At 72.2% G+C, this 15,179-nt stretch carries 11 protein-coding genes; all 11 read left to right on the forward strand.

What is annotated here, in order from left to right; translation table 11 throughout:
• Window position 1: 1 nt before the first annotated feature.
• Window positions 2-1,543 carry a gamma-glutamyltransferase gene (locus ACFWI8_RS07210; protein WP_387086843.1) on the forward strand — a complete coding sequence of 514 codons (1,542 nt, stop codon included), beginning with the start codon at window positions 2-4 and terminating at the stop codon, window positions 1,541-1,543.
• Window positions 1,540-3,513 carry a primary-amine oxidase gene (locus ACFWI8_RS07215; protein ID WP_387086845.1) on the forward strand — a complete coding sequence of 658 codons (1,974 nt, stop codon included), beginning with the start codon at window positions 1,540-1,542 and terminating at the stop codon, window positions 3,511-3,513. The genes ACFWI8_RS07210 and ACFWI8_RS07215 overlap by 4 nt, the downstream gene beginning before the upstream one ends.
• A 170-nt stretch (window positions 3,514-3,683) precedes the next feature.
• A complete protein-coding gene (locus ACFWI8_RS07220; RefSeq protein WP_387086847.1) occupies window positions 3,684-5,021 on the forward strand; it encodes a Rieske 2Fe-2S domain-containing protein in 1,338 nt (445 codons plus the stop codon).
• Window positions 5,014-6,543: a glutamine synthetase family protein gene (locus ACFWI8_RS07225; protein WP_387086849.1), complete on the forward strand. Its 1,530-nt coding sequence runs from the start codon at window positions 5,014-5,016 to the stop codon at window positions 6,541-6,543. The genes ACFWI8_RS07220 and ACFWI8_RS07225 overlap by 8 nt, the downstream gene beginning before the upstream one ends.
• A 25-nt stretch (window positions 6,544-6,568) precedes the next feature.
• Entirely contained in the window at window positions 6,569-8,026 is a 1,458-nt protein-coding gene (locus tag ACFWI8_RS07230; RefSeq protein ID WP_387086851.1) for an aldehyde dehydrogenase family protein, read from the forward strand.
• Window positions 8,027-8,051: 25 nt separating this feature from the next.
• On the forward strand, window positions 8,052-8,402 hold the full coding sequence (locus tag ACFWI8_RS07235) for a hypothetical protein (protein WP_387086853.1): 351 nt from the start codon (window positions 8,052-8,054) through the stop codon (window positions 8,400-8,402).
• 4 nt (window positions 8,403-8,406) lie between these two features.
• Window positions 8,407-9,426: a phosphotriesterase gene (locus ACFWI8_RS07240; RefSeq protein WP_387086855.1), complete on the forward strand. Its 1,020-nt coding sequence runs from the start codon at window positions 8,407-8,409 to the stop codon at window positions 9,424-9,426.
• On the forward strand, window positions 9,423-10,979 hold the full coding sequence (locus ACFWI8_RS07245; RefSeq protein ID WP_387086857.1) for a GMC family oxidoreductase: 1,557 nt from the start codon (window positions 9,423-9,425) through the stop codon (window positions 10,977-10,979). The genes ACFWI8_RS07240 and ACFWI8_RS07245 overlap by 4 nt, the downstream gene beginning before the upstream one ends.
• 108 nt (window positions 10,980-11,087) lie before the next feature.
• A complete protein-coding gene (locus ACFWI8_RS07250; RefSeq protein ID WP_387086859.1) occupies window positions 11,088-12,806 on the forward strand; it encodes a gamma-glutamyltransferase family protein in 1,719 nt (572 codons plus the stop codon).
• Complete coding sequence (locus tag ACFWI8_RS07255) at window positions 12,803-14,161, forward strand: amidohydrolase (RefSeq protein WP_387086861.1); 1,359 nt, start codon at window positions 12,803-12,805, stop codon at window positions 14,159-14,161. Before ACFWI8_RS07250 ends, ACFWI8_RS07255 begins: the two co-directional genes overlap by 4 nt.
• Window positions 14,158-15,162: a hypothetical protein gene (locus tag ACFWI8_RS07260; protein WP_387086863.1), complete on the forward strand. Its 1,005-nt coding sequence runs from the start codon at window positions 14,158-14,160 to the stop codon at window positions 15,160-15,162. The genes ACFWI8_RS07255 and ACFWI8_RS07260 overlap by 4 nt, the downstream gene beginning before the upstream one ends.
• The last annotated feature ends 17 nt before the right edge of the window (window positions 15,163-15,179 follow it).

Here is a 15,179-nt window from a genome sequence, read left to right on the forward strand (position 1 = left end):
CGTGACCGTCGCCCTCGCAGCACCCCACCACGAGGCGATCGCCGCCGGCGAGCGCGCCGTCGCGGCGGGCGGCAACGCGCTCGACGCGGCTCTCGCCGCCGCGGTCATGCTCACGGTCGTCTACCCCCACCAGTGCGCGCTCGGCGGCGACCTCGTCGCGCTGGTCCGCTCGCCCACGGGAGCGACGACGGCGGTCGTCGCGGCGGGCACCGCGCCACGGGGAATCGACCGGAAGGCGGCCACGTGGCCGGCCATGCCGCGGCAGGGCCCGCACGCCGTGACCGTGCCCGGGATCGTCGCAGGCTGGCTCGAGCTGGAACGCGTCGGCGCCCGCCTGCCGCTCGGCGCGGCGTTCCGCGGCGCCGCGATCACGGCCGAGGCGGGCACCCGGGTGAGCGCGGGCCTGGAACGGGCGCTCGACGCCCGCCGCGAGGCGGTCCGAGCGGATCCGGGACTGCGTGCGGTCTTCGCGCCCGAGGGGGATCCCCTGCGCCGCGGGTCGCTGCTACGCCAGCCGGCGCTGGCCACGACGCTGCGACGGCTCGCCGAGGATCCGCGCGACGCGTACGAGGGTGACACCGCGCGCGCCGTGGTCGCGATGCTCCGTGCGCGAGGCGGTACGCACACGCTCGCGGACTTCGCCGGCTACCGGCCCGAGTCGGTCCCCGCCGTGACACGCGAGATCGCCGGGCGCTCCTGGTCGGTCGCGCCGCCGCCCTCCGTCGGTCCTGTGCTCCTGGGCGTCGCGCGCTCCGCGGCCGGCGCGGACGGTGAGCCGGACCCAGTGCGCGTGCTCGAAGCCAGCCTGGCTGGCGTCGCGGCGCGGGCCGCGCACCTCGGCGACCCACGCTCGGGCGGCGGCGACCTCGAGGCCCTGCTGCGGCTGGACGCGGCGCCCGCGGCCCGCCGGCTCGAACCGCGCGCCACCGGCGACACGGCCGCGGTGACGGCGAGCGACGACGCCGGCTGGAGCGTCACGATCGTCCAAAGCGTCTTCCAGAGCTTCGGAGCCGGGCTCCTGGAGCCCGAGACCGGTATCGTGCTGCACAATCGCGGCGCGGCGTTCAGCCTCGACCCCGCCTCGCCCGCGCATCTCGCGAGCGGGGCGCGGCCCCCGCACACGCTGTGCCCCGTCATCGTCCACTCCGACGAGGCCACGGTCGTCGTCGGCTGCCAGGGCGGGCGAGCCCAGCCCTGGATCCTGGCCCAGCTCGTGCCCGCGATGACGGATCCGGCCCGGCCGCTGGACGACGTCCTGGCCCACCCACGCTGGGTGGTCGGCGACGTCGACCTGGGCCATGCGGAGCTCACCCTCGTGGCCGAGCCGGGCGTGGGCGACGAGGTCGTCGCAGCCGCGCGGACGGCCGGCCTGCCCGTCGCCTGGTTTTCGGCCCAGGCCGACGCCGCCGGGCACGTCCAGGTCGTGCGCCGACGCACGGGGCCCACCGGAGTCGCGTTCGAGGCGGCGAGCGACCCCCGCGCCGATGGCGCGGCGGTCGTCGCCTCGTCCCTGAGCGCGCCACTTACCAAGGAGGAGAAATGACCGCCACCCGGCTGTGGAGCGACCCGCTCACCCCGGAGGAGATCGCCGGCGTCGTGGCCCTCGTGCGGCAGGACGGACGCATCGGCGCACGTCCCCGCTTCTGGGGGATCGCCGTCGAGGAGGGGCTCGCCCGTGGTCTCGCACCGGGCCAGGGCCGCCCGGTGCGGCTCGTCGTCATGAACCCCGACGCGCACGAGGCCTGGGAGGTCACCGCCTGGACGGCGGGCTCCGACCGTCCCGCGTCCCTGGCGGCGTGGGGTTCCGTGGACGCCAAGCGGCCCGGCGTCTCCTCCGAGGAGGCCCGCCTGGTCGCACGGGCGGCCCGCGACCACCCCCTGCTCAAGGAGGCACTGGCCAAGCGCGGGATCGTCGATACCTCGCTGGTGTGGGTCGACCCGGAGTCGATCACGGGCTTCGAGCCCGAGGACCTCGCCGACCGGCGCCTGTCGTGGGGCACGGTGTGGCACCGCGAGTCGGAGGACGACAACGGCTATGCGCGCCCGGTCGCGGGGCTCGTCCCCCTCATCGATCTCGAGACGCTGGACATCGTCCGCCTCGAGGATCACGGCGTGTACCCGATGGCGAGCGAGACCGGCGTGTACCGCTCGGGTACGTGGGGTCAGGACCGGGCGGTCAGCCCGCTGGAGATCACCCAACCGCAGGGGCCGGGCTTCACCGTGGACGGCCACGAGGTCAGCTGGCAGAACTGGTCGTTCCGCGTCGGCTTCACGCACCGCGAGGGACTCGTGCTGCACGACCTCGTCTATCGCGACGGCGCGACGGTGCGGCCGGTGCTGCGGCGCGCCGCCGTCAACGAGATGTACGTGCCGTACCTCGACTCCGACCCGACGGCCTACCGCAAGAACTTCTTCGACTGGGGCGAGTACGGGGCCGGTCCGCTCACCGCGTCGTTGGAACTGGGCTGCGACTGCCTGGGGGAGATCCACTACTTCGACGCGCACGTGCTCGACGGCCTCGGGGAGGCCAAGACGATCACGAACGGCGTCTGCATGCACGAGGAGGACTTCTCCATCCTCTGGAAGCATGTCAACACGCGTACCGGCGAGGCCGACGTCCGCCGCTCGCGGCGGCTGGTCATCTCCTTCTTCGCGACGGTCGCGAACTACGACTACGGCTTCTACTGGTCCCTCTACCAGGACGGCTCGATCGAGCTGGAGGTCAAGCTCACGGGGATCCTCTCGGTGTCGGGCATCGCCGACGGCGAGACGCCGCCGTTCGGCCGGCTGGTGAGCCCCAACGTGCAGGCGCCGACACACCAGCACTACTTCGCGATCCGTCTGGACACGGCGGTCGACGGCCCGCTGAACCGCCTCGTCGAGGTGCACGCCGAGGTCGAGCAGGACGAGGAGCTCAACCCCTACGGCAACGCCTGCCGCATGGTGCCGACCGTCATCCCTTCCGAGCGGACCGCCGGCCGCGCGAACGACCCGTCGCGGGCCGTGCACTGGCGCGTCGAGAGCACGGAGCGCACCAACCGCTTCGGAGATCCCACCTCGTTCCGGCTCGTGCTGCCGAACACGACCCGCCTGTTCGCGCGACCGGGCAGCGTCGTCGAACGCAAGGCCCCCTTCGTCGCGAAGCACCTGTGGGCGACGGCGTACGACCCGGCGGAACGGTTCATCGCGGGGGAGTACCCGAACCAGGCGCCCCTGGGGGAGGACGGCATCGCGGCGTGGCAGCGCGCCGACCGTCCGCTCGACGGAGCCCAGCTGGTGCTGTGGCCCGTCATCGCCTCGCACCACTACGCGCGCCCCGAGGACTGGCCGATCATGCCCGTCCAGCGCATCGGACTGCGGCTGGAGCCGGACGGGTTCTTCGACCGCAATCCGGCGCTCGACGTCCCGCCGTCACAGCCCGCCGCGCACTGCCATGCCTCCCCGGAGCCGGCCACGGACGGCGCTCGGGGGCACGCCCACCACGCCCACGACACCCGGCACGGGCACCACTAGCCCGTCGAGACCTCGTGCTCACGCCGCGGGAACGAGCGCGCAACGACTGCGTGATGGCCTGCGTCTCCCGAGCCTCGTGCCCGGTGTTCGTCCTCGACACCTGATGTTGGATACAATAATGTTGATTTGGGATACCGCATGAGAGCCGGGGAGCGAGGGAGTAGCGCGTCATGCTGAAGCAGGAAGACAACGACAAGATCACCCGCTCGGGCGCCGGCACGCCGCTGGGCGCACTGCTCCGCTCCTACTGGCAGCCCGCGGGGCTCGTCTCCGAGATGCCGAGCGAGCGCCCGGTCAAGGCGATCCGGTTGCTCGGGGAGGATCTCGTGCTGTTCCGGAAGCCCGGCGGCTGGGGGCTGATCAGCCGGTTCTGTGCCCACCGGGGCGTCGATCTGTCTTACGGGCGGCTTGAGGACGAGGGCATCCGCTGTCTCTATCACGGCTGGCTCTACAACGGGGAAGGGCGCTGCGTCGAACAGCCTGCCGAGCCCGAGCACAGTCGGTTCCTCGGCAAGATCCGGATCGCCAACTACCCGTGTGTCGAGAAGAACGGGATCATCTTCGCCTACCTGGGGGCGGGTGACCCGCCGCCCTTTCCCCACTACGACTGCTTCGTCGCCCCGGAGGAGTACACCTTCGCTTTCAAGGGGCTGTGGGAGTGCAACTGGCTGCAGGGGCTGGAGGGCGGCATCGACCCGAGCCACGTGTCGTTCCTGCACCGCTTCATCCAGGAGGACCCGCGGGAGGTCTACGGCCAGCAGTTCAGCGAGGAGGTCGAGGGCACGGGCAGGAAGCTCTCGATGCTCGTCGGCGATAACCACCGCCCGGACATCGCAGTGGAGAGCGCCGACCACGGCCTTCGCGTCTTCGCGCTGCGGCAGCTGACGGAGGAGGTCAGGCACGTCCGTGTGACGAACCTGCTCTTCCCGAACGCCTTCGTCGTGCCCTTCGGCAACTCGAAGGTCTTCACCCAGTGGCACGTGCCGATCGACGACGAGAACCACTACTGGTACATGATCTGGTACGACTTTGCCGAGCCCACTGACAGGGACACGCTCCTCCAGCAGCGCCTGGAAGGCGTGAGTCTTCCGGACTACCGGCCGCTGCGGAACCGGGGGAACGACTGGGGCTTCGACCCGCGGGAGCAGCAGGAGCTCACCTACACCGGGATGGGCCTCGACATCAACGTTCACGACCAGTGGGCGGTCGAGAGCATGGGCCCCATCCAGGACCGCACGGTCGAGCGCCTCGGCGTCTCCGACCGTGCCATCACGGCGAACCGCCGCCTCCTTCTACGAGCCATCGACGCCTTCGCCGCGGGGGCCCGGACGCCCGCGCACCCGGTCAGCGAGGCGGAGGCGGCGGCCCTGACCGGACCGCTCGCCGTCGACACGATCGCCGCCAACGACGCGTGGCAGACGCGGTGGGTCGAGCGCGAGCAGGAGCGACGGCGTGACTCGCCATGGGCCGCCGGGACGGCGCGGACGGAGGCTCCCGCCGATGCGTGAGCGCAGCGTGGACGAGCGGTCCGTCGCGGCGGGCGGCGGAGGCGTGTCGGCCCGGCCGATGCTGCGGGAGGAGCGAGGCGGCTTCATCGACCGGCACGATCTGTGGAGTGAGGCTCAGTACGCGGCGGCCGGCCAACTGCGTCGCGTCATCGACGAACTCGGCATCGAGATGGTGCGGTTCTCGTTCGTCGACCAGCACGGCATCCTGCGTGGCAAGACGCTCGCCAGGGCCGCGGTGCCGGCCGCGCTGCGGTCCGGCGTCACGGCGCCGAGTTCCCTGCTCCTGAAGGACACCTCAGGACAGTCGGTCTTCCCGGTCTTCTCGGCCGACACCGGCGTGGGCGTCGGCGGATTCAGCGGGGCGGGCGACATCGTGCTCGTCCCCGACCCGACGACCTTCCGCGTTCTGCCGTGGACCGACAGGACCGCGATGCTCCTGTGCGACCTGCGGTTCCCCGACGGCGCGCCGGTCCCGTTCTGCACGCGGTCGATCCTGCGCGACGCGCTCGCGGCGCTCGCCGTCCGCGGCTACGGCATGACGGTGGGCGCCGAACTGGAGTTCCACGTGTTTCGCGACGTGGCCGCCGGGGTCGGTCCCGAGCAGGTCGGCGGTCCCGGTCGGCCCGGCGCCGCGTCGGCGGCCCTGCCCACCACCCCTGGCGCGCAGCTGCTGCACGACGAAGGTCTCGACACCATGCAGCCGCTCGTGGACGCCTTGTACCGCGGCCTGACGCTGCTCGACCTCCCACTGCGCTCGATCGAGCTGGAGTTCGGTTCGAGTCAGTTCGAGCTGACGATGGAGGCGGGAGACGCCGCGGCGGTCGCGGACGCGATCGTCCTGTGCCGCACCGCCGTGCGTCGCATCAGCGCCGGTCTCGGCTACCACGCGACGTTCATGTCCCGGCCGCAGGGCGCCGAGGGGGCCTCGACCGGGTGGCATCTGCACCAGTCGCTCCACGACCTCGCGACGGGCGCCGGGGCGTTCGTCCCCGACGTGCCCGGCACGACGCTCTCGCTCGTCGGGGCCGGCTACCTGGCCGGCCTGCTCGCGCACGCGCTCGCCGCGGCCGCCTTCACCACGCCGACCGTGAACGGCTACAAGCGCTACCAGCCGTACTCGCTCGCACCCGACCGGATCGCGTGGGGCATCGACAACAAGGGCGCCATGATCCGCGCCGTCGGAGGCCCCGGCGACCCCGCGACGCGGCTGGAGAACCGTTCGGGGGAGCCCGCCGCGAATCCCTACCTGTACATCGCCTCCCAGCTCGTCAGTGGGATGGACGGGATCGACCGTGGCCTCGTCCCCCCGGCGCCGACGCTTCAGCCCTACGCGGAGCGCGCTGACCGGCTGCCGTCGAACCTCGGCGCGGCCGTCGACGCCCTGTGGGGTGACGCGGCCTTCAGGGCCGCCCTCGGCGACACGGTGGTGGAGTGGTACGCGACGATCAAACGCGCCGAATTCGACCGATACCTCTGCCATGTCTCCGACTGGGAGCAGCGCGAGTACTTCGGGATCTTCTGATCCCGCGCCCACCGGAAGGACGCACATGACCACCAGGACCGCCGTGCTGGCGCTGCCCGACTACGAGCCGTTCCTGTGCGGGGGCACGTGGGTCGCCCTGGGCGACCGCGAAGCCCGCGCCGTCGTCGACCCGGCCACCGAGGAGGTGCTCACCACGGTCGCCCAGGCGGAGGACGCCGACGTCGACGCGGCCGTCATGGCCGCCGCGACCGCGCACGCGGACCGCCGCTGGCGGGGACTGGCGCCCCTGGAGAGGGCACGGATCCTGAACCGGGTCGCCGAGCTCGTCGAGGACGACCTGGAGCAGCTCGCGATCCTCGAAACGCGGGACAACGGCAAGCCCATCGAGCGCTCGCGCGCGGACACGGCCATGGCCGCGCGCACGTTCCGGCACTTCGCGGGGGCGCCTTCCCGGCTGGGCGGCACCGTCATCCCCGTCGATGGCGGGGGGCACCACGTCTACACGGCCCTGGAGCCTGTGGGCGTGGTCGCCGTCATCCTGCCGTGGAACTTCCCCCTCATGACCGCGGCGTTCAAGCTCGCCCCAGCGCTCGCCGCGGGATGCACGGTCGTGGCCAAGCCCGCGGAGGACACCCCCCTCACGCTACTGCGCCTCGCGCGGATCCTGCGGCAGGCGGGCGTCCCGGACGGCGTCGTGAGTGTGCTCACCGGCGACGGGCGCGTCGGTGCGGCGCTCGCCCGCCATCCCGGTGTCGCGAAGGTGTCGTTCACCGGGTCGACGGAGGTCGGGCGAGCCGTCATGCACACCGCCGCGGACGGCTTCAAGCGCCTCACGCTGGAGCTCGGCGGCAAGAGCCCCAACATCGTCTTCGCCGACGCAGACCTCGACGCCGCCGTCGTGACCGCGATGCGGGCCGCGTTCGGGCATTCCGGCCAGATGTGCACGGCCGGCAGTCGCCTGCTCGTGCAGCGGTCCGTTCATGACGAGATGACACGGCGCCTGGCGGGCGCCGTCGCGTCGGTGCCGGTCGGCGACGGTCTCGCGGGCGGTGTCACCGTCGGCCCGCTGGTGTCGGAGGAGCAGCGGCAGCGCGTCCTCGGATACATCCGGAAGGGCATCGAAGAGGGCGCGACGCTGGTCGCCGGCGGCGGTACGCGCGGTCCGGGGTTCTATGTCGAACCGACCCTCTTCACGGGCGTCACCAACGACATGACGCTCGCGCGCGAGGAGATCTTCGGGCCGGTGGTGGGGGTCATCCCCTTCGACGACGAGGACGACGCGATCCGGATCGCCAACGACACCGCCTACGGCCTCGCCGCGGGCGTGTGGACCCGCGATCTCTCCCGGGCGCACCGGATGGCGGCGGCGATCCACGCCGGCACGGTCTGGGTGAACGCCTACAACGTGTTCGACCCGGCCCTCTCGTTCGGCGGCGTCGGCGCCTCGGGGCTCGGGCGGGACCTCGGGGACGAGGGGCTGCGCGGCTACTGCGAACCCAAGAGCGTCGTGATCGCGATCTAGCGGAGAGGGCGGGGAAGTGGTCGACATGGTCCAGAGCGTCACGGGCCCCCTGCTGCCGGAGCAGCTCGGCGTCACGCTGCCACACGAGCACGTCTTCGACTGCCTCATGACGTGTCACGTCGGCGGCGACCTGATCGCCCACCAGATCGACCGGAGACTGTCGTACCTGAGGACGGTGATCGAGAAGGGCTACCAGAACCAGATCCTGCTCTCGCAGGACGTCTGCCAGCGCTCGCACCCGCGCGCGCTCGGCGGCCCCGGTTACACCTTCCTGTTCGACGAGTTCCGGGCGCTCGCCACGGAGGCCGGCATCGACCCCGAGGTGCTCGACCTGATCCACACCACCAATCCCCGCCGCGCGATCTTCGGACAGTGATCCCATGCCCATCCACACCGTGCTCGGACCGATCACGCCCGAGCAACTCGGGCCGACGTCGATGCACGAGCACCTGCTGAGCGACCTGAGTGTCTGGGCGAAGCCGCCCGGGGAGCTGCCCCCCGCCGGCGTGCCGATGGGCCCGGAGCTCGCGGCCTACCTGCGCTGGAACGCGCTGTCGTTGCCGGAGAACCTGATCCTCGGCGACCAGGACGTCGCCGCCTCGGAACTCGCCTACGCGGGAGCGGCCGGCGCGTCCGCCGTCGTGGACCTCACGCTCGAGGGCATGGGGCGGCGCCTGGAGGACCTGCCGGAGATCTCGCGCCGCGCCGGCGTGCACGTCTGCGTCGGCGCCGGCTACTACGTGGAGGAGACCATGCCCGCGTGGGTGCGCGAGGCGGGGACGGACGAGCTCACCGAGATCCTCGTGGCGCAGCTCGTGGACGGCATCGGCCCGAACGGCATCAAGCCGGCCCTGCTCGGCGAGATCGGGACGAGCTGGCCGATCACGGCCGCCGAATGGAGGCTCGTACGGGCGGCCGGCCGAGCCGGGGCGCGCACGGGCAGCGCCGTCTCCATGCACCTCTCCTTCCGTGGCACGGGCGGGACTGCCGTTCTGGCCGCGCTCCTCGAGGAGGGATTGCCCGCCGACCGGGTCGTCATCGGTCACCTCGACGAGCGGTGGGATCGCGGGTACCACCGCGAGATCGCCCAGGCGGGTGCCCTGCTGGGCTATGACACGTTCGGCTCGGACTTCTCCTACGGCTCGCCGGCGCTGCGGAACCCGACGGACGCGGAACGTCTCCAGATGGTCGAATGGCTCCTCAGCGAGGGATTCGGCGCTCAACTGGTCATCGGCGCCGACGTCTGGACGCAGGCCAACCTCCACCGTAACGGCGGCAACGGCTACGACCACCTCTTCCGCCGCATCGCCCCGGCGATCACCGAGCTGGCCGGCGGCGACACCACAGTCGTCGACACGATCCTCGTCCACACCCCCCGACGCCTCCTGGACCGCCCGTGACACGCTCCACACCGGCCCCTGGCCCCGCCCGCGGGAACGCGCTCCCGGAGGAGGTCGAGTACGTCGTCGTGGGCGGCGGCACGTCGGGCAACGTCGTCGCCGCCCGGCTCGCCGAGGCCGGCCTGGACGTGCTCGTCCTGGAGGCCGGTCCCGATTTCGGGCCCGAGGGCAGTGCCGCCTGGCCCGCCGACCTCGTCGACGCGACGCGTCTTGGACGCTCGCACGACTGGGGCTACGACTCTCGCGACAGCTACCCGTGGGTTGTCGGCTTCGAGCGCGCCCGTGCGATCGGTGGCTGCTCCGATGTCAACGGCTGCACCCAGACGTGGGGGCACCGGCGCGACTACGACGCCTGGGCGGAGGCGGGCCTGACCGGCTGGGCCACCGAGGACCTGCTGCCGCTGTTCGACGAGGGCACGCGGCGGATGCGCGTGCGCACCTACCGGGCCGACGACCTCACGCCGTGGCAGCGCGCGTGGTACGACGCGGCGCCCACCGTCGGGATGCCGCGGCTCAACGACCTCAACGACGTCGACGAGTCGGCGGGATTCGCCCCTGAGGCGGTCAACATCGTGGACGGCGTGCGTGTCAACACCGCCTTCGCCTACCTCGACCCCGTGCGCGCGCTGCCGAACATCCGGATCGTCGGCGACACCCTCGTCGACCGCGTGATCGTGACGAACGGGCGGGTGAGCGGCGTCGTGGCCAGGCACCGGGGCGAGACGGTGACCGTGCGGGCCGGGACGGTCGTGCTGGCGGGCGGTGCCTACAACTCGCCGACCGTCCTGCTGCGCTCGGGTATCGGCCCGTACGCGCAGCTCGCGGTTCTGGACATCCCGCTCACGCAACACCTGCCCGGTGTCGGCGAGAACCTGCACGACCAGCCGTTCCTGCTGATGAGCTGGGCGGGCTCCGAGGAGATGACCGCGGCGATGGAGCGGGCGCGCGCGGCGGGCTGGTGTCCCGACGAGCAGGCGATGGGCAAGGTGGCGTCGAGCTTCGACACCGAGGCGTTCGACCTGCACTTCCTGCCGTACAGCCCGACCCATCTCATCGAGCGCAAGCGCTGGAGCGTGGGGGTGTCGGCGCTGCAACCCCGGTCCCGCGGGTTCGTGCGGTTGCGTGGCGCGGACCCGGAGGCGAAGCCGATCATCGACCATCGCTTCCTGGCCGACCCGGAAGGCGTCGACGTCGCGGTGCTCGCGGAGGGCGCCGCGATCCTGCGCGAACTCGCGGCGGACCCGCGGCTCGCGCCGCTCGTCGGCGCGGAGATCCACCCCGGACCCGAGACCTTCGACCGGGACGCGCTCGTCGCCCACCTCTACCGCAGCCCCGACAACTACTGGCACCCCGTCGGCACCTGCAGGATGGGCACCGCCGACGACGCCCTGTCCGTCGTCGACGAGCGGGCGCGGGTGCACGGCATCGAGGGGCTGCGCGTCGCGGACTGCTCGATCATGCCGAAGGTCCCCCGCGCGACGACGGCGATGCCGGCGGTCGTGATGGGCGAGAAGGTGGCCCGGTTGCTGCTGGAGGAGGCGGCCGCGCGCTGAGGGGTGACTCTCGCGGAGGAATGGATCCAATTGTGCGGTGATAGGATCCGCATCTCGTCGTGTACCTGGTCCGCAGTGACGACCTACTCATCGGAGGAAGGCTCGACCATGACGCCACCCACCTGGCCGGCACCGAATCCGACGCTCGTAGGCACGCTGCACTCGGCGTCCTCCGGGCACTACCTGGCCTCGGCCGCGGCGTTCGCGATCCTCGAGGCGGGCGGCAACGCGGTCGACGCCGGCTGCTGCGCGGGCATGGCGCTGGCCGTCCTGCACGCCGACGAGGTCAACTTCGCCGGCGTGGCGCCCATCATGATCCGCCTCGCCGACGGCACCACCGTGAGCCTCGACGGGCTCGGTGTCTGGCCGCGGCGCGTACCGGCCGACCTGTTCCAGACCGAGTACGGCGGCACCATCCCCACCGGCGTCCTGCGCACCGTGGTACCGGCCGCGCCCGACGCCTGGATCACGGCACTGCGCGACTACGGCACGATGACCTTCGCCCGGGTCGCGGCGGCCGCGGTGCGGCTGGCGCGGGACGGGTTCGCCGTCTTCCCACTGCTCGCCGACGGCATCGCCAAGCGGCAGGCCGGCTACCGGAAGTGGGCCGCGAACGCGGCGATCTACCTGCCCGGCGGTCGGCCGCCGCGCGTGGGGGAGCGATTCGTCCAGACCGACCTCGCGCGCACGATCCAGACCATGATCGACGCCGAGGAACGCGCGGGCGGCGACCGGGTCGCCGGCCTCGAGGCCGCCCGCGCGGCGTTCTACGGGGGCGAGATCGCCGACCGCGTGGTGGCCTACCACGAGGCGAACGGTGGCTATCTGCGCCACGACGACCTGGCGGAGTTCCGCTCACGCTATGAGCCCGTCGTCGAGACCCGCTGGCGCGACTTCACGCTCCTGACCTGCGGCGCGTGGTGCCAGGGCCCCACCCTCGCGGCGGCGCTGCTCATTCTGGAGCGGCACGGCCTGGACGGGATGGCACACAACAGCCCGGCGTACGTACACACGGTGATCGAAGCGCTCAAGGGGGCCTTTGCCGATCGCGAACATCACTTCGGTGACCCGGAGTTCGTCGATGTGCCGCTCGACCGGCTGCTGGGCGACGAGCACATCGCCGCGCGCGCGGCGGCGATCGACCCCGACCGCGCCTTCACCGGCCTGCCGCCCGCGCTGTTCGGCCGGTCACAGGTGCTCCCCGACGCGATCCGCGCGGACGAGGTACGCCACATCGGCGAGGGCGGCACCAGCTACGTGTGCGTCGTCGACCGCTGGGGCAACGCCTTCTCCGCGACGCCGTCAGACGGCGCGTCGACCTCGCCCGTCATCCCCGGCACCGGGATCGTCCCCTCGCTGCGCGGCCTGCAGTCGCGGCCCGACCCCGCGCATCCGGCGGGCGTCGCGCCGGGCAAGCGGCCCCGGCTGACGCCCAACCCGGCGATCGCCGTGCGCGACGACGGCAGCGTGTTCCCCTTCGGCTGCCCGGGCGGCGACATGCAGGCGCAGGCGATGCTCCAGGTCTTCCTCAACGCCTTCCACTTCGGAATGGAACTCCAGGAGGCCGTGAACGCGCCGCGCTTCTCGACCTGGAGCTTCCCGAACTCGTTCGCGCCCTTCGACTACCTCGCGGCGCACGTCTTCCTCGAGGACCGGTTCGACCAAGCCGTCTACGCGGGTCTTGAACGGCGGGGGCACGACGTGCGGCGCTGGCCCGCCTACACCCGCGACGCGGCCGCCGTCGAGGCGATCTACCGCAATGCCAGGACGGGGTTCCTGGAGTCCGCCGCCGATCCGCGGCAACCGGCCCAGGCGGTGGTCGCGTGATCGGCGCGCCGCCGCTCGACCCGCGGATCCACATCGCGCCGGTGCTCACGATGGATCCCGCCAATCCCCGGGCCGAGGCACTGGCCGTCGCGGGGGACCGGATCGTCGCGGCCGGGAGGCTCGCCGAGGTGCGCGCGGCCGTCCCCTCGGGAACACCGGAGGAGACGCACGACGGCGTCATCCTGCCGGGCCTGATCGACGCTCACCTGCACATGCAGCGTGGCGGCCTCAAGGCGCTCGCTTACCTGCCGGAGGGGGCAGGTCTCGCCGAGTTCATCGAGACGATGGATCGCACCTTCCACGACGAGGACTGGCCGCACGAGGAGCCGCCGGAGCTCGGGCAGCGTGTCCGGGCCATCGGCATCGCACAGCGGCTCTTCCATCAGCTGGGCTTCACTGGCGTCGTCGATCCGGCCTCGACCATCGACGAGATGCGCGGTTACCAGGAAGCACACCGTCGTGGCGCGCTCACGATGCGCACTGTCGCGATGCCCTACCTCGAGATCGGCTCCACGGCGACGCCCGACGTCGACGCCGTGATCGCCCACCTCGAGGGCACCGGCGTGTCCACCGGATTCGGCGACGACCAGCTGCGGATCGGCCCGATCAAGGTCTACGCCGACGGAGAGGCGTTGAAGGGGCAGGCGCTACTCGACCAGCCGTGGGACGAGAGCGGCTACCGCGGACTGCGGCGGATCTCCGACGAGGACTTCGCGCGGCTCGTGCGCTTCTGCGCCGAGCACGGCTGGGGCGTGGGCACCCACGCCGTCGGCGGCGCGGCGATGGCCTTCGTCGCGCGCGAGTACGCCGCCGCGGGCGCCGCGGTGGCGCAGCGGCGGTTCCAGATCATCCACGGGTACCTCGAGCCGAGCGCGGAGACGATCGCGACCGCCGCCCGCGCGGGTGTCATCGCGTCACTGCAGCCGTCGATCATCTGGCAGAACGGCGCGGGGCTGCGCGTCGCGCTGGGGGAGCGCGCCGAGCGCGCCAACCCCGTGCGCAGCTGGCTCGATGCCGGCGCCGTCGTCGCGTTCGGCTCGGACGGGCCGTTCTTCGCCTTCGATCCGCGCCATCTCATGTGGCAGGCGGTCACCCGGCGGGTGCGCGGCGAGGACGAGCCGCTGAGCCTCGACGAGGCGATCACGGTCGAGGAAGCGCTGGCCGCCTACACGACCGGCGCGGCGTACGCCGCCTTCGCCGAATCCAGCCGCGGCATGCTGCGGGCCGGTCGTCTCGCCGACTGGGCCCTGTGGTCGGCGGACCCCACAGCGGTGCCGATCGATCGCCTGCGCGTGCTGACCGTACGCCGCACCGTCGTCGGCGGCCAGACCGTGTATGACGAGGTGGGCGCGTGATCCAGACGGTCCTCGGTCCGATCGAGGCCTCAGCGCTCGGCCGGGTCGCGACGAACGAGCATGTGCTCACCGATGCGCGGCACCTGGTGCGGCCGACGCGCGAAGGCGGGACGCTCAAGGGGCCGATGCGCCCGGAGGTCCTCGGCGACCTGCGGTGGAGCTATCTGTCCTTGCCCGACAACCTGACGCTCGACTCGCCCGAGACCGCCGTCGCCGAACTGTCCGCCGCCGCGGAGGCGGGTCTCGGCGCGATCGTCGAGGCGACGTCGTGGGGGATGGGGCCACGCCACGCCGACCTTCCGGCGATCTCGCGCGCCGCTGGAGTCCATATCGTCGCGGCCTACGGCAGCTACATCGACAAGACCCTGCCGGGCTGGTGGGCCACGAAGACAGAGGCCTGGATGGAGCGTGCGTTCACGACGGCGCTCACCGAGGCCGTCCCCGGCGCCGGATACCGCGCGGGCCTGCTGGGTCTGCTCGGCACCAGCGCCGAGATCACGCCGGTCGAGCACCGTGCGCTGCGCGCCGCCGCACGGGCCGCCGCGGCGGCGAACGCGGCCGTGAGCGTTCGCCTCGACGCCGCGGCCCGCCGCGGGCCTGAGGTCGTGGCGATCCTCACGTCCGAGGGTCTCGACCCGTCGCGCGTGCTCTTCTGCAACATCGACAAGGTGCTCGACCGTACCTACGTGCGCGAGATCGTCGACACCGGAGTGACCGTCGAGTTCGCGTTCGGCAGCGAACACTACTTCGCCGACCGCGCCCGAGACGCCACCGACGCCGAGCGCGTCGAGTTCCTCTGCGCACTCCTCGACGATCGCCCCTCCGCCGCGGTCACCCTGACGTGCTCCGTATGGACCAAAGGACAACTCTCCCGCTACGGCGGCATGGGATACGGACACGTCGTTCGTCGGGTCGCTCCCGCCCTCGCCCGGATGGGCGTCGCGCCCCGGAGGATCGACGACATGCTCATCGCGCGCCCCGCCGCGTTGCTGGCTGGCTAGACAGAGAACGGATACAC

Source organism: Streptomyces sp. NPDC127098 (assembly GCF_042722465.1).
Lineage (GTDB): Bacteria > Actinomycetota > Actinomycetes > Streptomycetales > Streptomycetaceae > Streptomyces > Streptomyces millisiae.

Bases quoted from the DNA above. Each gene is read 5' to 3' on its own strand.
- ACFWI8_RS07215 (WP_387086845.1), top strand. From the start codon at position 1,540: ATGACCGCCACCCGGCTGTGGAGCGACCCGCTCACCCCGGAGGAGATC.
- ACFWI8_RS07220 (WP_387086847.1), top strand. From the start codon at position 3,684: ATGCTGAAGCAGGAAGACAACGACAAGATCACCCGCTCGGGCGCCGGC.
- ACFWI8_RS07225 (WP_387086849.1), top strand. From the start codon at position 5,014: ATGCGTGAGCGCAGCGTGGACGAGCGGTCCGTCGCGGCGGGCGGCGGA.
- ACFWI8_RS07230 (WP_387086851.1), top strand. From the start codon at position 6,569: ATGACCACCAGGACCGCCGTGCTGGCGCTGCCCGACTACGAGCCGTTC.
- ACFWI8_RS07235 (WP_387086853.1), top strand. From the start codon at position 8,052: ATGGTCCAGAGCGTCACGGGCCCCCTGCTGCCGGAGCAGCTCGGCGTC.
- ACFWI8_RS07240 (WP_387086855.1), top strand. From the start codon at position 8,407: ATGCCCATCCACACCGTGCTCGGACCGATCACGCCCGAGCAACTCGGG.
- ACFWI8_RS07250 (WP_387086859.1), top strand. From the start codon at position 11,088: ATGACGCCACCCACCTGGCCGGCACCGAATCCGACGCTCGTAGGCACG.